An 18,812-nucleotide genomic window follows, 5' to 3' on the forward strand; every position below is an offset into this window, starting at 1 on the left:
TGCGTTTACGATGTTGAATGCCCGTTGCGATTTGGCGTGGGTGTTTGCGAGTTGGTGGGGGTAATGTGTGGCGTAGTAGATTGCTCATCTAGATCGAAGAGCCTTCGTAGCGCGGAGGCATAGAATCCGAGTGGTGCATCGGGATTGTTATGATCTAATTGCGAAAGCGGCATATGAAGGATTTTGTTGATGAGTCGATGCGTATGCTCATCAAGTAGCTTTTGTGCATGTGCACCCTCTTCATGCGGGTATAGGGCTGAGAGTTTATTGATTGTACGTTGGGTTTCGAGTTGGCCGATGTCTTGCAAACGATGACGAAGTTGACGTACGAGTTGCCCTAGATCACGGTTATTGATTTGTGTCATACAGGTTTTAGCAACCTGCTCAAGGTAGGATTCACAGGTTTGAATATGCTCAGCTCGCAGATCATGTGTTTCTGCAATGACAGATTGTAGATCATCAACGTTGTAGAGATATACGTTTGTGAGTGAGCCGATGGCGGGGTCAATGTCTCGAGGTACGGCAAGATCCAGCAAGAATAAGGGCCTGTTGCGGCGGCGTTTCAAGAACGGCTTAAAAGATTCTAATTCGAGTATAGGCGTTGGTGATGCCGTGGATGAAATGACGATATCTGCGGTTACGAGCAGTTCATTCATCTGTTCCCAGTTTCGCACGGGGTTATTTGCTGCAGGTAAGTGGAGTTGCTCCGCTAATTTAGTAGCATTATCGACTGATCGGTTAACGATACAGATTGATTTAGGTTTGAGATGACGCAGATGAGTGAGTGTTACTTTTGCTATTTCGCCTGCGCCAATGGCCAGTACATTTTTGTCTGTGAAGTCGGCAAAAATCTGCCTGGCAAAATCAACCGCAACCGAGCCGATTGAGATGCGCCCAGAATCGATGCCGGTTTGGGAGCGAATCTGTTTGGCCGCTGCGATTGCTTCCTGGAATACGCCGTGGAGGATGGGCCCGACTGTGTTGCTCTGTGTGGCAGTTTCGTAAGCTCGCTTTATTTGGCCAAGGATCTCGGTTTCACCGATCACCATCGAATCAAGGCCGGTTGCGACATGAAGCAGGTGTTGGATGGCTGCCTGTTGCTCACGATGGATTGATGATGCAGTTAGCTGATCTACCGAGATTTGCTTGAGTGTTGCGAGGAATTTGCGAAGCTCGTCGATTTGTGGCGCTTCATGGGTTGAACGGGCAAAATAATACTCAGTGCGATTACATGTGGAAAGGATGACCAACTCAGTATTTGGGAATGCTTCGTTAAACGTGGTGATATCTTGAGCGAGCGAATCGCCTGTTGCAGAAAGCTGCTCACGAATGTCTACCGGAGCTGTGCGGTGATTGATGCCGAACATGTGGATACGCATTTACTCACCCCCTTCCGATGCATGGGTTGCATTCTGGGAAGTATGAGTGGGTAAGTTTGATGATGTTTTGCTGGCATCATGCTCAGGCATGATATTGACGATGCCATAAACCGCGAGCAAAAGTACAAGCCCAAGAATAGAAAGCCACGCTGCTCGTGAACCTCTAAATAATGTTGCGTATCGCACATTCATGATGATCGCGTAGAGCGCCCAAGCGATCAGAGCAAGCAGGATTTTGGGAATCAGCCATAGCGTTGCGCCATCTGCTTGAAGATCTGCCAGGCGTGTTGTAATAATTACAAGTCCTGTGATTAAGCCTATCGTAAATAGTGCGAAGCCAATTCTTGCCGCACGGATAATGATGCGCTCTAATGTTTCCAATGATGTAAATCGGCCTAGTGATTTGAGAGTTGTTGGCGATTTATCTTTCAAGCGATATTGAATGAAGAGGTACATTGCACCCGTGATGGCTGCGATCGCAGCAAAAAGTGTGCCGAGGTAAACGCCGAACAGGTGGATGGTGAACCAGATCGTATCGAGCTGACTGGTGTTAAACTGTTTGTATGACCATGCTGATGCGCAGATACCCCAGCAAAGGAGTAATGCCAGCAAGGGGAGCGCGAAGGTTGCGATAGCTCGCAAGTTCGGTCTATTTTGAAAATAGAGGATGATATAACTAAACAACGAAGCAATCAGCAGTAATCCATCCACATGCGAAACCAATGGCTGCCATGTGTGATCTGACGCGATCCATCGATAGACGAATAAGATCGTGCTTACAATGGCGGTAAACAACACCAGCACATTTTGTGAGCGGATGGACCGCTCTAAAAAGATACGTTCCGATTCACTGCCTGTGTCAGGTTGATGGCGGAATCTGCGTAGTGCGATTAGCCACGCTGCAATGGACATCAGCGTTAATATCACAAGCAGTATGCTGGTGATATGGTTCGTGTAATGGTCAGTAATCGATTCAGTCATGGGCACTAGTACATTGTCTCTAATGAGACATTATGAATCTTGTTGATCATCTTCATTGGTGTCGGGCATGAGCGACTGGCAGAATGCCTGATATGCTTGGGCCCCCTGCTCTTTGAAGACCCGCACGGCATCAGCATTTGTAAGTTCTTTAATACGTTTGATCCTCGCTTTTGGATCGTTAATGGTAGATTGTAGCATGTGCCGGTACTTTGATGCGAGCGTGAGTAGCGGTGACCAGTCACGATCCAGATGAGTTTCCAGTTGATCTCGAATCTGGGCCGCAGCCGATGCTGATGCGCCCGAAGTCGAGACAGCAAGTGTAACGGGCCCGACCTGAGCAACCGCCGGCACAATGAAATCTGATTGTTCAGGCGAATCTGCGCGATTAACTAAAATATCTTCAGCCCGTGCGTCCTGATGTACCATTTCGTTTACTTTGGGGTCATTGGTCGCAATGACAACCAAGAACATCCCATGTAAATCGGAGCATTGATAGTTACGTTGGTGTAATTCAATGGGTAGTGCTGCAAGTTCAGGGGTAACATTTGGTGCAACGACTGTAACCGTTGCCTCAGCTTCAAGGAGTGATTTTGCTCTTCGAAGTGCCACGCCGCCGCCGCCAATGATGATGACGTTGCGCGTTCTCAAATTGAGCATGATTGGAAAGTCAGGCATGTCAACATTTTAAGTGAATCCGGGCTTGGGTCTAGCATATGCGACGGAAGATGGGGATAACATCATGTGCCTTGGGATACTTTTCGTATTAAAAGCTTAGTCGAATAGAGGCGATCAGATACCAAACATAACCCGAATGTGATATGATCAGGCGATGAGTGGATTATGGGAAGAGAAGCGACGTGCAAACCGTAAGGCGGCCGAGCCGCTGGCTGTTAAAATGCGCCCTCGCACACTAGATGAATTTGCTGGCCAAAAGCATTTTCTTGGTGAAGGAAAGCTGCTCCGTCGTATGCTCGAAGCGGATTTACTGACTTCAGTCATTTTCTATGGCCCGCCGGGCACAGGTAAAACCACACTCGCTGAGTTGATCGCCAAGCACACAAAACGCCGTTTTGAACGGGCCAATGCCGCAGCCGTAGGCGTTAAAGATGTACGTGAAGTACTTGAGCGAGCCAAAACTTCTCTGGAAAATGATGGTATCCGCAGCATTTTTTTCCTCGACGAAATCCATCGTTTCAATAAATCACAGCAAGATGTGCTCCTCGGCGATGTTGAACGCGGTGTCATCACCCTCATTGGTGCCACGACCGAAAACCCATTCTTCAGCGTGAACTCTGCGCTTGTGTCCCGATCACAGATTTTTCAATTTGAAAGCTTGGATGAAGATGAAATCAAAGCACTGATTTCGCGAGCGATTAAAGATTCTGACCGAGGCTACGGGAATCGTGAAATCAACATCACGGATGAAGCACTCGATCATTGGGCTGTGATGTGTGATGGTGACGCTAGGCGAGCACTGTCAGCACTTGAAATCGCAGTTCTTTCTCATGGGACCGGCGAAACTGACGGTGTCATCACAATCAATCTGGATGTGGCGCAAGACTCGATACAGCAAAAAGCAGTTAACTACGATGCAAAAGGCGATGGGCATTACGATGCAATCAGCGCTTTTATCAAATCTGTGCGTGGCAGTGATCCCGACGCTGCGGTGTATTGGTTAGCAAAAATGCTCCATGCGGGCGAAGATCCGATGTTCATCGCTCGTCGCATTGCGATACTTGCTAGCGAGGATATCGGCAATGCAGATCCAAGAGGTCTCCAAATCGCCGCTGCTGCGTATGAAATCACGCATCGCATTGGCATGCCCGAATGTCAGCTCACGCTTGCTCAGGCCGCCATCTATCTTGCATGTGCGCCAAAGAGCAATGCAACAGCAATGGCCATTTGGACTGCCATGAGTGATGTGAAAAAAGGTCGCACTGTCCCCGTCCCCAAGCATCTCAGAGACGGACATTACGCGGGTGCTAAAAAACTAGGCCACAAAGGCTATCAGTACGCACACAACTCAGAAACCGGCTTTGTCGACCAAGACTACCTGGGTGTTGACGTAAAATATTACGAGCCCGTCGAACGTGGTTTTGAAGTAAGAATTGGTGAATTCCTAAAATGGATTGGCAGCCAAAAACAGCATGTGCCCAACTCGAAACACGACAATTCTGAGTGATCTTGGTCGAAACTTGTGCCAAAATCAGGCATCTAAGTGATAGCGAGATAAAAAGTCCGAGAATATTGGTGTTTTACTGCTATCTCAGCCGATAAAAGCTATCAAATGGGTACTGCGCTTTAGGTTTAATGTGACAGTCTTGCGCGGCAATTTATGTTACATTGTATTTGGTGTCGTCACCCTTTTTTATCAGGCCAATTCTGCTTCATATATAGCGAATTTTTACCAAAAATTATCGAGTAGAGGCCCATCTGGGGATACAGAAAATTGGGTAAACAGTTAGAGTGGTGGCTAAGCCTGTGAGTCAGGGGTAATTTGTTTTGAGCCAGCGTTGATTTGGTCGTTTATCTGGCAGCAACGGAGGCTGACCAGTTCAGGAGACGCAACACATGGTACTTGGATCGCAGACAACTCGTGATGGAATGAGCCGTCGTTACATGGTTTCACGTAAACGTAAGCCTAGCCGTTGGCCGTGGGTGCTTTTCGTCCTCGTCATCGGTGGGGTTGTTACGTGGCTACTACTCAGCGGGAGTGGTGACAACACCACAACATCAGATCTGTCAGAGTCCTCTCAGCCGTCTACAGGTAATAATGTGATGATGCCTGTTTCGGAAGTGACACCCCAGCCATCACTACCCTCAAGAAATCCTTCAGAGATGCTTCCTTCTGCGCCGCAGCATGGTCAATTCACACTCGGTGGCAACACCAACACCGCATCAACGCCGCCTGCAATCAATCCCAATCCTCGCAGCGCGTATGAGCCGGAACCGACCCCCATTGTTGACCAGGAAATCCGTGATATTAATCGTGGATCAACTGTCAGCATTCCGCCTGCCAGTACACGCCCGCGTCCAGAGATGTATGACCAAGGCATGGGCCTCATTGCGGAAGGCAGTTATGTGGAAGGACGCAAGCTCCTCAGCGCACTTCTTTTTGAAGGCCGAGATCTTCTATCCTTGGCCGATGTTGCAGATCTTCGTTCGACACTCGACAGTGTCAACCAAGGGCTTATGTTTAGCGACAGCATCGACCCTGCCGACACGACACTCACCTGGTACAAAATCAAAAGTGGTGATGTTCTCAGCCGTATCGGCCGTAAGTTCGCCGTGCCATACCCTTTCCTTGAAAAACTCAACAATGTCAAAGCACGCACCATTCAGGCAGGCAAGCTACTAAAAGTAATCAATGGCCCTTTTCATGCACGGGTTCTCAAAAACGATTACATGATGGATGTCTATGTTCTGAATGCGGACGGTTCAAAAATATATATCGCCAGCTATATGGTGGGCATGGGTGAAAATGACTCAACCCCCAATGGTAACTGGGTCATTGAGCCAGGCCGCAAAGCAACCAATCCCCAATGGAGCAACCCGCGTACTGGTGAATACTTTAGCCCCAATGATCCCAAAAACCCGATCGGTGAATATTGGCTCGCGCTAAAGGGCATTGATGAGAATACCAGCAAAGCTCAAAGCTATGGCATCCATGGCACAATCGACCCCGATTCTATCGGTACACAAAGTTCAATGGGTTGTATCCGTCTAGGCAACAGCGACATTAAAGAACTCTTTAATATGCTCTATGAAGGCAAGAGTACCGTTCAGATTGGACCATAGACGTTTGTATAACGACAAAAAAAGCCCGCTTTAGAGCGGGCTTTTTCATTATATGTCTATCCGTAAATTAGAGCATCGAAGCGTCACGTGATTCGCCCTCTTCCTGCGAGGTCGGTAGATGCAAACCGCATTCCTGCTTCAACCCTTTGAACCGCCCGGCCCGCTCATCTTCATCCGCACCAATCGGCCGCGTCGAATGCCAATCTCCAATCGACTTGTAACCCTGTTCGTACAACGGATGTGTTGGCAAGTCATTTGCCTTCAAATATTCATACACATCTTTTTGCGACCATGTCAAAATCGGATGCACCTTATAGCGCCCATCCTGTTTTGCGACTGTCTGTAAACCCGAGCGGTGAGAGGTTTGTTGCCCACGCAACCCCGCTAACCATGATGCTGCTTCAAGCTCACTAAGCGCTCGCTGCATCGGCTCAACTTTACGCAGACGATCATACTTGTTCAGATTCGCAACGATCTCATCATCCGTCTCACCCGCCTCCCAAAGCTTCCCATGCTTTGCTTCCATATAGGCTGGCGAAATATTGGCTTGATAAATCTTCAGATTTAAATTCAAACGTTCAGCCAAATCGTCGGCGAACTGATACGTTTCTGCAAAGTGGTAGCCTGTATCAATAAAAATGACCGGAATGTTCGGCACCACGCGTGTAACTAAATGCAACATCAGCGCTGCTTGCGCACCAAACGATGACGTCATCACTAGGTTTGATTCGAAATTCTCATACGCCCATGCGATAATCTCCGTCGCATCCTTGCCATTCAACTGTTCGTTGACCTCCGGAAGGTCAATCGTGGCGCGTACCTCTTCTGAGCGATGATCGCTTATTGCTGGTGACACTGTTGTTTCTCCATAATCCCAGATGTTCTAAACCGCTTCAGCCATACAACGACAGGCACTTCAGTTCATATCAAGCATCCGACTCGGGACCGTGTATATCTCTCGTGTGCAGATATCATAAAGCAAATCCGCTGAAATTAAAGAACCCGTACTTACCCTGTCTTATTTCAAGTATATGACTTGTTTTACGAGAAAAGCACCTCCTACACTTCTGAGACGTATGATTGCACTGTTCGCGCCATGCTTACGTTTGATTTAAGACACACAAACCATAAGAATGTCATGCTTATGACGGATTACTACCTCGCTATCGGCAGCAACCTCGGCAATCGACAAGCTCATCTCGATTTTGCTATTGAGCAGCTCACTGAGATCGATACTTCCGATGTCATAACTGTCAGTCCAATCTATGAAACCGAACCCATTTCTGGCGACGGCATTCCGGATGACCTTCCTTCATTTCTAAATGGTGTTGTTCATATCAAAAGCTCACTTACACCTTTAATCCTTCTTAATGAACTCCAACGCATCGAAACAGAGGCCGGGCGGCCGCCTAAAAAAGATCGCGCCTTCTGGGGCTCACGTACCCTCGACATCGATATGCTCCTCGTAGAAGACCTTGTTATCGACAAGGGCCCCGAACTTATCATCCCACATCCACGTATGTGTGAGCGATGGTTCGTTCTCAAACCACTTGCAGACATCGCACCCGATCTCATCCACCCAACCCGTAATACCACGATTCGCACCCTTCTCGCTCAATTGGATCACCAACCCGCATCCCGCTATTCTGGCGGCAGACAAACCGATTCCTCTCCGGATCAACAACATGACTGAAGCGACTTGCCGTATCAATGAAATCTTCTACTCCGTCCAAGGCGAAAGCACTTGGACCGGCGAACGCTGTGTCTTTATCCGCCTCTCAGGTTGCCATCTTCGCTGTAATTACTGTGATACCGAGTACGCCTTCCGTGAAGGCTCAACCATGACTCATACTCAAATACACGATCAAGTCCGCAGTATGGCCCCTTCTTGCAACCTCATCGAAATCACAGGCGGAGAGCCACTTCTTCAAAAATCTATCCATCCATTGATGACTCAGCTCATCGATGCAGGCAATACCGTACTCATCGAAACCTCAGGAGCCTGCGATATCAGTACCTGCGATCCTCGCGTTATCCGTATTATGGACATCAAAACCCCCGGCAGCGGCGAGTCCCATCGTAACGATTGGAACAATATTCAACATCTCAATCAAAACGACGAGGTTAAATTCGTCATCTGCGACCGTGTTGATTATGAATGGGCCCGCAACATTCTCGAAAAATATGATCTCAGTAACCGAGCTAAAGCTGTCCTTTTCAGTGCCGCCGGTCAAATGCCCAAAAGCTCCGAGATTCAAGGCATCGAGGGCCTCAATCTCCGTCAACTCACTGACTGGGTTCTCCAAGATAACCTCCCAGTAAAACTCCAAATCCAGCTCCACAAGATCATCTGGGATCCCGCCGCACGAGGTGTGTAACGCCGTTAATCACACTAGATTTGATTCAAACCTCCAAGACTGCGATGATATCCCGCCTGTGCTAGACGCAATGGGTGGATGCTCGAGGGGTGATGCAGGGGACAAACAGGGGTGCGGGGATTGACTAATTTCGCGACTCAACAATCCGCAGTCATCGCTGCACGCTGTGTCGTTTTCTCGCTGACCCACGCTAACAGGTATTCGTGATGAAGATTGCTCTAACCAAAAAAATTGACTTCGAAGCCGCTCATTGGCTCCCCAAATTCCCTGACGGCCACAAATGCCGCCGTCTTCATGGCCACTCCTTCAAGGTCGACATCGTTGTCGAAGGCGAATGTGACCCTGAAATGGGCTACCTCATGGACTTCGGCGACATCAAAAAAGTCACCGCCCCTCTCGTCGATCAACTCGATCACTACTGCCTCAACGACATTCAAGGCCTGGAAAATCCCACAGCCGAAACACTCGCCAAATGGATCTACGACAAACTTATCCCTCACCTCCCCATGCTCAAACTCGTTCGCGTCCATGAAACCTGCACCTCCTCCGCAGAATACTGGGGTGAATAATCACCCTCCCTCTCCACTTTTCTGACAACCAACCAAAATTCTCAAGCGAAGCCGTCCCCACGCTTCGCTTATTTTATGTCTTAACCTCACCCCACCCATTTAGTCGATTTGTTTACCGTACCCTCATGCGTGTAACATAACTCAGCCCCATAAAGACCGATTACGCCTTTGTTCAGGAATGCCAAAAATGCCTTACGGAACCATGCTTCAGGTTATCAAGCACCCCCTCATCGACCACTACCTCACTCGTATTCGTGACATCGATACCTCTTGTGCACGCTTCCGTGACCTCGTTGGCTGCGTCGGCACGCTCCTTGCCTACGAAGCGACCCGTGACGTCAAACAAGAAGAAGTGGAAGTCCAGACCCCCATGGAAAAATGCACGGGTCTGCGCTTCGCTAACAACGTCTGTATCGTCCCCATCCTCCGAGCAGGCATCGGCTTCTCCGACGCCATCGTCTCGCTCTTCCCCGACGCCCACATCGGCCACATCGGCCTCTTCCGCAACGAAGACATCCTCGAGCCTGTTGAGTACTACAAATCACTTCCCATACAGATCGGCCAAGGCCCTGTCCTACTCGTCGACCCCATGCTCGCCACCGGCGGATCTGCTATCGCCGCAGCCAAAATGCTCAAAGAAAAAGGCTGTAAAGATATCCGCTTCATCTGCTTGATCGCTGCGCCCGAAGGCATCGAAAAATTCCACATCGCTCACCCCGATGTTCCCATCTACACCGCAGCAGTCGACCGCCAACTCGATGAGAACGGCTACATCCTACCCGGGCTCGGCGACGCCGGTGACCGCATCTTCGGCACACTCGAAAAGCATTAACCCTTACCCCCCCCTCAAAAAAATAGAATAATCACACCCGAATTGCTCTACCAAGCCCATGACCGCCGGTCATGGGGTGTCTTCCGAACCCACAGCCTGATGCCTGTAAAACCTGCCGTCATTGGTCTAAAGATTGTTGATGAGCCTACATCTCAAAGATGTGGGTTATTGTTGACCTATCAGCCCAATAATCTCATCACTCACCTGCTCAAGTTCAGGCGCTGCCACATCCACAATCACATCCGAAGCCGCTTGATACGTTTCTACTCGCTTCGCCAAAATTTCCCTCACCTCATCCAGCCCCGTGCCCTTCCCTGTCAGGCTTGGCCGTGTCTCATCTGATTTCACATCTCCACTGATACGCTCATATAGCACTTCAGCCGGTGCGCTCAGATACACTCGCACCGCATCACAGCAACCCACAACCGCATCAAACGCGCCCTTTTGCATCACTGCCCCACCCCCTAAAGCAATCACCGCATCCCCCTTTCCATCGCAAGCTTCCTTCACGACTTCAACTTCCTTCTCTCGAAACGCCCTTTCGCCATATTCCGACCAGATCTTGGCAATACTCATCCCCCCAAACCGTTCCACAATCACCTCATCCGTATCCACAAACGCCCACCCAAGCTTCTTGGCCACATGTTGACCGACCGTGGATTTCCCCGAACCTCGATAACCAAGCAGAATAATCTTCATCCCTCCATTATAATGGGCTTCAGACGAATTACCCATCCACAGGAACAATACCCCGATGGACGAGCGTGTCAGCCAGCAACACCTCCAGCAACTCCGTGACAATCGCAACTTCAGAGATCGCGATTTCTCGCTATCGTTCCTCCAAAGGCAATTCAAAAACGAGATCGAAAAGCCCTTCAAGCAGATTGCCGGCCTCGTTGAAGTCTGGAACAGGCTTGTCCCCGAACACATCGCCACACACACACGTCTCGAATCTCTCAGCCGAGGCATCCTCCGCGTCTCAGTCGAATCCAATAGTTGGCTTTACGAACTAGATAAAGCGCTCCGCAGTGGTCTGCAAAATCAAATCATTTCTGAATTCCGTGGTAAAGCCTTCCGACGTGTCCAGCTCAAAGTCGATCCCGCCCCATTCTTCCATGAAGAATAGTATTTTTACATATTCTCAAACCCATGACCGCTAGCCATGGGGTGTTCTACAACAAAATCAAAACCTGCTATTCGAATTCGATATCACACAACACAAATTCCACGCTTTACACTCAGGGAAATTCGCCCTAACGTCTGTTCAGTTATACGTCGATTATCATCACAACCGTCTTTCTTGACCACGGGGAACAACCAATGCGAACCACATCTATTCTTCTTCTCGCACTCAGCGCTGCCGTTCTGATAAGCTGCGAAAACCAACAGAAAATCCCCGATGCTGGCATGGGCTACGGAACCCCCATCAGTGAAGATGCCACACCATCCCAAACTGCCACCACATCGACCACAGCGCAAGCCAGTACAGCAAATTCAGCCAACAATACAGACAACCCGAAAACCAAAACCACGCTCCCCCCGCTCCAATCCATTGACGCTAAAACGCTTCTTCCGATTAAAAAAATTGTTGGCTCATTCGCATACACCAAAAACAATGACCCAACACGCACCCTCAATTTCACCTCAGAACCTACCCGTAACGGCTTCATTCAGACCATCGACGGCCTACGCCGCGTCTATCTCGAATGGGATACCCAAGGCAATCTCGTCTTAAAGCGTGATGATGATTTCAAAGAAAACGTTCGTGTCATGTACACGCCCGGCATCATCGTTGTCCCCGTTAAACTCGAACAAAACGAACCCAACATCACTTCCAAATCTCGTGTTCAAGTTTTCAATCTCTCTGACGGCCACCCTCGCGCTGCCGGCACAATCAACAGCCAACTCATCGCCATCTGGCAGTCCCGTATCGAAACAAATGCCGGTCCATTCGACGCATATATCATCCGTGAAAAACGAAGTCTCGACCTCGATATCGCACAAGTCGATCTCACGCTCGACACCGCCTACTCGCCCGGCAACGGTGAAATCTTGCAAATGGAATGGCGCACCCAAAAAACACTCGATCTTTTCATCGACAACACCAAAGCCAAACTTCTTCGAGAAAAATAACCCAATCTGCCCAATCAATACAAAGCAAGCTCTCCTGTTATCGGAATACCAACTGCCCGTAACTTTGATTCCGATATTTAAGTCTTTCTTGCACGATTTGATAAAGTCTTCTCGCAACCTAAACGATATCACTTAGAGTAAGGCACGGCCGATCCATGACCTTACTCATTCAGTAACGCCACATGTCTATGTCATGATTAGTCAACCAACCAATCTGACAGCGAATGGTGTGAGAGAAAGAACCGTACCCCCATCAGGAAGATGAGCGTATGAGCTCCAGTGTAATCAAACTGATCTGCCCCAATCTCCAATGCCGCAAGGTACTCTCTGTACCATCGCATGCTCGAGGTAAAAGTGTCCGTTGTCGTGCCTGTGGCATACGTGTAACTGTACCCGGCAAAAGAGCTCCTCAAATTGCACAACCCGCAACGACAGATGATTCGCAAATCATCGAAGCGACCACAGAAACAACCGAGCAGTCAGAAGCAGAAACCCAAGAATAATCCACAGCACAATCAAACAATCAAAAAAGCACCAGAATCTCTGGTGCTTTTTCATTTGATATTTATACATAATATTTCAAACCTCAGTTTGAAATAACCCCTCAAGATTCATCGTCATCAGCCAACTCAATATCGATCTTCTTCAAATCTTCTTCTGAGAGATCAATTGGCCCTGTGTCTGAATCATCATTGGCTAACGCTTCAAGTGCCGCAATTTGAGCATCAAGATCATTCTCCGCAATCGCTGTAGTCAGCTCAGATTCACCTTGAGCAACCATCGTGTGGTCTCCGCCCTCTTGCGGCTTCTCAGCCGCTTCTCGCTGGCCTGATCCACCACCTGTCAGCATCGTCTTGATCGGCTTGATATTCGTTGGTTTGCCATTCACCACAACCGTAAACACAACCGGCCCTATCGTGATCTCATCGCCAGCCTTTAGCAATGACTCCTGAACACGGTTATCATTCAGCAGCGTCCCATTACTCGAACCCAGATCCCGCAGCAAGACCTGATCACCATCAATCGTGATCTCACAATGCTGCCGCGATACGGACGAAAGAGGAATACGCAGGTCGCAAGTGTTCTTGCGGCCAATGACCACTTTGCCTCGCGTGATCGGAAAATCACGACGAAGCCCGTCAGATTTGAACATCGCCAGTGAGACGTTCATCAAACGACCTCTTTTCGCCAATAATTCAGTTAATGAGACACGAAAATTTTAACGGAGTACCGTTCGTGCAGCAACCTAAGCAAGTCATTTCTGGGCACAGAGTTACCTTATTCCAACCTACGCAGAATGCGCTCGGGCTTTACCTCCATATCCCTTTCTGCTTCCATAAGTGCCATTACTGCGATTTTTACAGTATCGTCGACTCTGACCTCCAGCATAAGTCGCGACAGAAGCATTTTACTGACGCACTCTGTTGTGAATTATTAGCTGCTAACGACCAGTCCCCACTCCCTGTTCGAACCATTTTTGTGGGTGGTGGAACCCCCACACTCTTAAAACCTCATTTTTGGCAAAAAATCCTTGAAACACTCCACAAAATCCTCGATTTCGACCTCATAGATGAATTTACCGTCGAGGCAAATCCTGAAACCGTCACACCGGAACTAATGCGACTTTTTTCCTCCCAGGGCGTCAATCGCATCTCAATCGGGGCCCAATCTTTCGACACCTCCCTCCTCAAAGTCCTCGAGCGTTGGCATGACCCGCAGAACGTCCTAAAAGCCATCGACACCGCTCGAGACGCCGGTATTCACAACATTAATCTCGACATGATCTTCGCCATCCCTTCCCAGACTCTCACCCGTCTCGAGTCCGATCTAAGCGCCGTCCTTGCCCTGCAGCCCGACCATATCTCAGATTATTCGCTCATTTTCGAGCCGAACACACCCCTCACTCAAAAACGCAATATGGGGCTCATCGCCCCGCTCCCCGAAGACGCAGAGCGTGATATGTACCAACTTGTGATCGATCGCCTCACTTCCGCAGGCTACGACCATTACGAAATATCCAACTACGCAAAATCTTCTAACAACCCTGATCTCCCCGCCTGGGGCAATCAGTGCCTCCACAATCTTCTCTACTGGCATAACGCCAACTGGCTCGGTTTCGGCCCCGCCGCCGCCTCTCATATGAACGGCCATCGCTGGAAAAATCTCCCTCATCTCGGCAAATATATCGAGGGCTCACCCACGCCGCCAACCACCGACCATGAATACCTCTCACGCCGTGACCGTCTTGGCGAAGCTCTCATGTTAGGCCTCCGACTCCGTCAAGGCGTACCTATTACATGGATAGATTCAAATATCCCATCCACTGATCCGCGTCACCAAACCATTGCAGAACTCAAACAAATCAACATGCTCGAAGTTCGTGATCAATCACTCCGTCTCACCGATCAAGGGCTTTTTGTTGCCGATGCCGTGATCGCCAAACTCTTATAACCCCAACTTTCTTTGCATTCCAATAGTTCAAAAAAAAAAGAAGCCCGCATGTTCATCGCATACGGGCTTTTTCTGTCAATCTATTTAGCGATTAGCGTTTTCTGCGCCGTTGCTTATAGGTCTTTCCAGCTGGTTTCGATGATTCTCCCCCTTCACCGCCATGCCGTCCTCTTGCCTGTTTCGCACGCCGCGCTCGGCGTGAACGTGGCGCCTCATCCTCACCACCAGCTTTATCCGCCGCAGCCATATCCTGCTGTTGCGAATCAGTACCCTGCCCTGCAGCAGCCGATGCAAACTCTTCATGCTTCTCCTGTTGCCCAGCATAAGCATTCTGCACCTGAACATTCGGCGTCAATCTTGCTCTGAATATCAAATCCGTCACACGATCACGCACATTCTTCTGCATTTCCAAGAAGTGGTTCGCACCTTCACGCTTATACTCAATTCGAGGATCCTTCTCAGCATACCCACGTAGACCCACCGAATCTTTCAGTTGGTCCATTCCGTACAAATGATCCTTCCAAGCCTGATCGAGAATCTGCAGTAGTACATATCGCTCCAACTGCCCTAATTCCAATCGCAGAAGTTCTTCTCCCTTCTCGATCATGAACCCTTCAATATCTTCTTTCTCTTTAAAGAGTTCATCTTCCATCTCAACATTGAACCGATCCCTGAACCACTGTGCCAGCAGCATTGGATCGTTATTTTTCTTCGAAATTTCCTCTTTAATTTGCGTCTCAAGCTTATCACCCAAGATCCAAGGCTCGCCTTCTTTACGCAAATACTCAAACAGCTCTTTGCCATTCTTCCCATCAACCTCTTCAGCCGACAACTCAAAATCGTAACGCTGCTTCACCCAATTGATCAGCTGGTCAACCGCCCAGTTCTGATCCTGCTGAGCACCTTGATAAACAATATCCAAGATAAACTCAATCGGGTAATTGAGCTCGCGCTGTTGATACGCCTCACGCGCCTTATCCAAAATCATGTCCAAGCATTCTTCCGCAGGCATATCAACCATATCCTGAGGCACCAACTCCACACCAAATTTATTACGCGCCCAAGCCGCTAATTCTTTTTCGCCCAGATGCTTCTCTAAGTATTTCGCAACACCCGAGAAGTCCGTTTTATCAATCTGTTCGCAAGCCTTGTCACTCAGAATCGATGAAACCTCACGCGAGTTCATCTTTGAAACCTCGCCTTGGTTCAGCTTCACATCAAACCGCGATTTCGCCCAACTCACCAGCCCTCTCACATCCCACTCCGCAGGCGGCAAATCATCCGACAAATACTCACCAATCGTCACGTCAATAATCTGACCAATCTCACCCCGTGCATTCTTAAGCACGATCCCCTTCAACTCTTCCAAGTCCTCCAAATGCAGTCTGGATGGCTCGATCATCACGTCCATCTCACTCTTAACCCATTCAGCAACCTGACGTTTTGCATACAATTTGTCTTTATAAAAATCTACCGCATCAGCCACGGATTCCGTGATGTACTCAAAGATAATCTGTCTCACATTCTTGCCTTCAAGCACATCCTGCCTGATCCCATAGAACGTGTTTCGCTGATACTCCATCACCTCGTCATACTCAAGCAGGTTCTTACGGATCTCATAGTTCCGCTCTTCAACCTTTCTCTGAGCACGTTCAACACTCTTCGTCACCCATCGATGCTCAATCGCGTCCCCTTCTTTCATGCCCAGTTTCGACAGCGCGCTCAGCGTCGTCTTGCCTGCAAACATCTTCATCAAATCATCTTCAAGCGAGATGAAGAATCGTGAAGAACCTTGATCACCCTGACGTCCCGAGCGACCGCGCAACTGATTATCAATTCGGCGTGATTCATGACGTTCTGTACCAATAATGTGCAACCCGCCCATCTCTTCAATATTTGTGCAGATCGTCAATCGGTGAAGGTAATACTCAGGCAAACCATCAAGCATTTTCTCGCATTGCTCAAGGTTCATTCCCCGCGCCTTCTTGGGCTCAGTCCATGCATCCTTCGCACACAAATACCGCAGGAATTCAAGCTTCAACTCATCATCGCTCATCCCCGCCGCTTCTTTTTTGTCCAGTTCAGTCTCCGTTACAGCAAGATGACGATACGCCGCCGCGACAAGTTCCTCATCCCCCATCTCTGCATTCGCACTCTTAGGCAGCATATTTCGCAACTGCCAATGCTTCACCAACTGCTCACGACCAATCTGTCCCAAACGAATGTCCGTACCACGCCCCGCCATATTCGTTGCGATCATCACCGCACCAAGCTCACCAGCATTCGCAACGATATTCGACTCGCGCTCCGCCTGGTCAACCTTCGCGTTCAAGACCTCATGCTTAATCCCATATTTCTGTTTCAAGCCCCGAGACAACATCTCACTACGCTCAACCGAAGTCGTACCCACCAACACCGGCCGCCCCACATCATGCGTCCGCTTGATCTCATCAACAATCGCATTCCATTTATCTTTTTCTGAAAGATAAATCAGGTCATCCCTATCCGTTCTCGAAATCGGCAAGTTCGTCGGAATACAAATCACCTCAAGACCATAAATCTCAAGGAACTCCGTCGCCTCAGTCACAGCCGTCCCTGTCATACCCGCAAGCCGCTTGTACAGCTTGAAGAAGTTCTGGATCGTCACCGTCGCAAGTGTCTGCGTTTCTTCCTTGATCTTCACCGATTCTTTTGATTCAACCGCCTGATGTAGACCATCCGACCACTGGCGTCCAATCATCAAGCGGCCCGTGAACTCGTCAACAATAATCACTTCCCCTTCACGCACCACATAATCCTTGTCACGCTTATATACCACGTGAGCACGCAATGCATTTTCAAGCAGGTGTGGAAAGTCCATATTCTGCCCCACATAGAACGATCCAACCCCCGCTTCCTTTTGCGCCTCCGCAATCCCTTCATGCGTCAGATGCACTGCCTTCTTATCGATTTCTACCTCGTAATACTGCGTAAACTGATCACGATCCGCTTCAAGCTCAGGCAACTGTGTCTCCAGTTGCTTCATCTCATCCTTCATCGCAGGAACCGCCGCTTTGTCCCGAGCGTTACGGATATCGCCCTCCAGCCCCTTGATCTTCATAATCGTCTGCTGAACAAATTTATCCTTTGCGTCCCATTCTTTCTGCATCGCCACCAGATGAGCAGAAATCTTGTTCGCTTCACCATACTTTGGTGCATCCTGATGTGCCGGTCCCGAGATAATCAATGGCGTCCTCGCCTCGTCAACCAGAATCGAGTCGATCTCGTCAACAATCACAAAGTCACGCCTCTTCTGTACCTGCTCCTCAGCCGTCAGCTTCATATTATCACGCAGATAATCAAACCCTAACTCAGAGTTAGTCGCGTACAGCACATTACACTGATAAGCCATCACCTTTTCTTGTGGCGGCTGCATGTGATATGGATGGATCGCACCCACCGTTAAACCCAACGCATAGTAAAACGGGAACACCCAGTCACGGTCACGTTGTACCAGGTAATCATTCACCGTCACCACATGACACTTCAAATCATCCACACACGCCACATAACAAGCCAGCGGCGCAACAATCGTCTTGCCTTCCCCCGTCTTCATCTCAGCAATCTTGCCCTCACCCAAAACCATACCACCAATCAACTGTACATCGAACGGCCGCGCCCTGAACGGAGGCTTCGATAACGGATACAACTCCCGTACCGCATCGTAAATCGCGTTCGGCACATCAACCTGCAAGTACCCCGGCGCAGGAGCACCACCCAATACCGGCTCAGGCTCAAGCGCATCTGCCTTCGCCTTGATCTCAGCATAAACACCCTGCAATTCCGCAGGAAGTTTCGATGCATCAAACTCATGCGCATCATTAAATATGTTTCGCATACCCACCGCACGGTCCATTGCCTCACGCGCAACCGCCATCACCTCAGGCAGCATATCCACCGCATTCTCGCCACCCTTCACACGCTCCTGAAACTCCGCGGTCTTCGCCTTGATCTCCGAGTCCGTCAACTGACGAATCTGCCCTTCTAACTCATTAATCATCATCACACGCCGCTGATATTGCTTCAGCAAACGCTCATTGCGGGAACCAAATACCGAAGTAAACGCTTTACTAACGTAAGGAATAAACATGTCGTTGCCTCAATCTCTAATCGATTGGTTGTTATTTTTGTCAATCGCTGCTCATCAGAACCAAATGGCTCCGCCGCCGCTCAAATCGCACACCATTGAAATGCTCTGTATGACTCAACAGATACATCACGGGTATGATCACAGGACTATCTATCGAATAGT

The 18,812-nt window shown here is 49.1% G+C and carries 17 protein-coding genes; 10 read left to right on the forward strand and 7 right to left on the reverse strand.

Features of this window, described 5'->3' with window-relative positions:
- Positions 1-5 precede the first annotated feature (5 nt).
- The 3 genes from hemA to KS4_RS08330 are packed head-to-tail and all read right to left on the reverse strand — an operon-like array spanning position 6 to position 3,035.
- Positions 6-1,379, reverse strand: a complete 1,374-nt coding sequence (hemA, locus tag KS4_RS08320; protein ID WP_145076949.1) for a glutamyl-tRNA reductase — start codon at positions 1,377-1,379, stop codon at positions 6-8.
- Positions 1,380-2,360 carry a cytochrome c biogenesis protein CcsA gene (gene ccsA, locus KS4_RS08325; protein WP_145076951.1) on the reverse strand — a complete coding sequence of 327 codons (981 nt, stop codon included), beginning with the start codon at positions 2,358-2,360 and terminating at the stop codon, positions 1,380-1,382.
- Between the two features lie 30 nt (positions 2,361-2,390).
- Positions 2,391-3,035 carry a precorrin-2 dehydrogenase/sirohydrochlorin ferrochelatase family protein gene (locus tag KS4_RS08330; RefSeq protein WP_145076953.1) on the reverse strand — a complete coding sequence of 215 codons (645 nt, stop codon included), beginning with the start codon at positions 3,033-3,035 and terminating at the stop codon, positions 2,391-2,393.
- Positions 3,036-3,189: 154 nt separating this feature from the next.
- Here KS4_RS08330 and KS4_RS08335 point away from each other — a divergent pair, with 154 nt between their 5' ends.
- Together KS4_RS08335 and KS4_RS08340 are read left to right on the forward strand one after the other, a co-directional pair.
- Entirely contained in the window at positions 3,190-4,542 is a 1,353-nt protein-coding gene (locus KS4_RS08335; RefSeq protein WP_145076955.1) for a replication-associated recombination protein A, read from the forward strand.
- A 389-nt stretch (positions 4,543-4,931) separates the two neighbouring features.
- On the forward strand, positions 4,932-6,158 hold the full coding sequence (locus KS4_RS08340) for a L,D-transpeptidase family protein (RefSeq protein ID WP_145076957.1): 1,227 nt from the start codon (positions 4,932-4,934) through the stop codon (positions 6,156-6,158).
- A 67-nt stretch (positions 6,159-6,225) separates the two neighbouring features.
- On the opposite strand, the gene KS4_RS08345 is transcribed toward KS4_RS08340, so the two are convergent.
- Positions 6,226-7,014: a phosphoadenylyl-sulfate reductase gene (locus KS4_RS08345; protein ID WP_234698871.1), complete on the reverse strand. Its 789-nt coding sequence runs from the start codon at positions 7,012-7,014 to the stop codon at positions 6,226-6,228.
- Between the two features lie 282 nt (positions 7,015-7,296).
- Between KS4_RS08345 and folK the strand changes: the two genes are divergently transcribed.
- The 4 genes from folK to upp all read left to right on the forward strand — a co-directional run bounded on the left by folK (position 7,297) and on the right by upp (position 9,937).
- Positions 7,297-7,851, forward strand: coding sequence for a 2-amino-4-hydroxy-6-hydroxymethyldihydropteridine diphosphokinase (gene folK / locus KS4_RS08350; protein ID WP_200761716.1), 555 nt, complete (start codon positions 7,297-7,299; stop codon positions 7,849-7,851).
- On the forward strand, positions 7,844-8,536 hold the full coding sequence (locus KS4_RS08355) for a radical SAM protein (protein ID WP_145076963.1): 693 nt from the start codon (positions 7,844-7,846) through the stop codon (positions 8,534-8,536). Before folK ends, KS4_RS08355 begins: the two co-directional genes overlap by 8 nt.
- 206 nt (positions 8,537-8,742) lie before the next feature.
- Positions 8,743-9,105: a 6-carboxytetrahydropterin synthase QueD gene (gene queD, locus KS4_RS08360; RefSeq protein WP_145076964.1), complete on the forward strand. Its 363-nt coding sequence runs from the start codon at positions 8,743-8,745 to the stop codon at positions 9,103-9,105.
- Between the two features lie 202 nt (positions 9,106-9,307).
- A complete protein-coding gene (gene upp, locus KS4_RS08365; protein WP_145081543.1) occupies positions 9,308-9,937 on the forward strand; it encodes a uracil phosphoribosyltransferase in 630 nt (209 codons plus the stop codon).
- A gap of 165 nt (positions 9,938-10,102) precedes the next feature.
- On the opposite strand, the gene KS4_RS08370 is transcribed toward upp, so the two are convergent.
- Entirely contained in the window at positions 10,103-10,636 is a 534-nt protein-coding gene (locus KS4_RS08370; RefSeq protein ID WP_200761717.1) for a shikimate kinase, read from the reverse strand.
- 55 nt (positions 10,637-10,691) lie between these two features.
- Here KS4_RS08370 and KS4_RS08375 point away from each other — a divergent pair, with 55 nt between their 5' ends.
- The 3 genes from KS4_RS08375 (at position 10,692) to KS4_RS08385 (ending at position 12,573) form a co-directional block, all read left to right on the forward strand.
- Positions 10,692-11,063, forward strand: coding sequence for a DciA family protein (locus tag KS4_RS08375; protein WP_145076966.1), 372 nt, complete (start codon positions 10,692-10,694; stop codon positions 11,061-11,063).
- Positions 11,064-11,257: 194 nt separating this feature from the next.
- Positions 11,258-12,070: a hypothetical protein gene (locus KS4_RS08380; RefSeq protein ID WP_145076968.1), complete on the forward strand. Its 813-nt coding sequence runs from the start codon at positions 11,258-11,260 to the stop codon at positions 12,068-12,070.
- 269 nt (positions 12,071-12,339) lie between these two features.
- A complete protein-coding gene (locus KS4_RS08385; RefSeq protein ID WP_145076969.1) occupies positions 12,340-12,573 on the forward strand; it encodes a hypothetical protein in 234 nt (77 codons plus the stop codon).
- Positions 12,574-12,674: 101 nt separating this feature from the next.
- Here KS4_RS08385 and KS4_RS08390 read toward each other — a convergent pair whose 3' ends face one another.
- Positions 12,675-13,241 carry an FHA domain-containing protein gene (locus tag KS4_RS08390; protein WP_145076972.1) on the reverse strand — a complete coding sequence of 189 codons (567 nt, stop codon included), beginning with the start codon at positions 13,239-13,241 and terminating at the stop codon, positions 12,675-12,677.
- Between the two features lie 65 nt (positions 13,242-13,306).
- Between KS4_RS08390 and hemW the strand changes: the two genes are divergently transcribed.
- Positions 13,307-14,521 (forward strand): radical SAM family heme chaperone HemW, encoded by a 1,215-nt coding sequence (gene hemW / locus KS4_RS08395; protein WP_200761718.1) that lies wholly within the window; start codon positions 13,307-13,309, stop codon positions 14,519-14,521.
- A gap of 91 nt (positions 14,522-14,612) precedes the next feature.
- On the opposite strand, the gene secA is transcribed toward hemW, so the two are convergent.
- A complete protein-coding gene (gene secA / locus KS4_RS08400) occupies positions 14,613-18,650 on the reverse strand; it encodes a preprotein translocase subunit SecA (protein ID WP_145076976.1) in 4,038 nt (1,345 codons plus the stop codon).
- Positions 18,651-18,812: the final 162 nt, after the last annotated feature.

Source organism: Poriferisphaera corsica (assembly GCF_007747445.1).
GTDB classification, from domain to species: Bacteria; Planctomycetota; Phycisphaerae; order Phycisphaerales; family Phycisphaeraceae; genus Poriferisphaera; species Poriferisphaera corsica.

Excerpts from the sequence above, each read along its gene's own strand:
- hemA (WP_145076949.1), bottom strand. The coding sequence starts at position 1,379 with ATGCGTATCCACATGTTCGGCATCAATCACCGCACAGCTCCGGTAGAC.
- ccsA (WP_145076951.1), bottom strand. The coding sequence starts at position 2,360 with ATGACTGAATCGATTACTGACCATTACACGAACCATATCACCAGCATA.
- KS4_RS08330 (WP_145076953.1), bottom strand. The coding sequence starts at position 3,035 with ATGCCTGACTTTCCAATCATGCTCAATTTGAGAACGCGCAACGTCATC.
- KS4_RS08335 (WP_145076955.1), top strand. The coding sequence starts at position 3,190 with ATGAGTGGATTATGGGAAGAGAAGCGACGTGCAAACCGTAAGGCGGCC.
- KS4_RS08340 (WP_145076957.1), top strand. The coding sequence starts at position 4,932 with ATGGTACTTGGATCGCAGACAACTCGTGATGGAATGAGCCGTCGTTAC.
- folK (WP_200761716.1), top strand. The coding sequence starts at position 7,297 with ATGCTTATGACGGATTACTACCTCGCTATCGGCAGCAACCTCGGCAAT.
- KS4_RS08355 (WP_145076963.1), top strand. The coding sequence starts at position 7,844 with ATGACTGAAGCGACTTGCCGTATCAATGAAATCTTCTACTCCGTCCAA.
- queD (WP_145076964.1), top strand. The coding sequence starts at position 8,743 with ATGAAGATTGCTCTAACCAAAAAAATTGACTTCGAAGCCGCTCATTGG.
- upp (WP_145081543.1), top strand. The coding sequence starts at position 9,308 with ATGCTTCAGGTTATCAAGCACCCCCTCATCGACCACTACCTCACTCGT.
- KS4_RS08370 (WP_200761717.1), bottom strand. The coding sequence starts at position 10,636 with ATGAAGATTATTCTGCTTGGTTATCGAGGTTCGGGGAAATCCACGGTC.
- KS4_RS08375 (WP_145076966.1), top strand. The coding sequence starts at position 10,692 with ATGGACGAGCGTGTCAGCCAGCAACACCTCCAGCAACTCCGTGACAAT.
- KS4_RS08380 (WP_145076968.1), top strand. The coding sequence starts at position 11,258 with ATGCGAACCACATCTATTCTTCTTCTCGCACTCAGCGCTGCCGTTCTG.
- KS4_RS08385 (WP_145076969.1), top strand. The coding sequence starts at position 12,340 with ATGAGCTCCAGTGTAATCAAACTGATCTGCCCCAATCTCCAATGCCGC.
- KS4_RS08390 (WP_145076972.1), bottom strand. The coding sequence starts at position 13,241 with ATGAACGTCTCACTGGCGATGTTCAAATCTGACGGGCTTCGTCGTGAT.
- secA (WP_145076976.1), bottom strand. The coding sequence starts at position 18,650 with ATGTTTATTCCTTACGTTAGTAAAGCGTTTACTTCGGTATTTGGTTCC.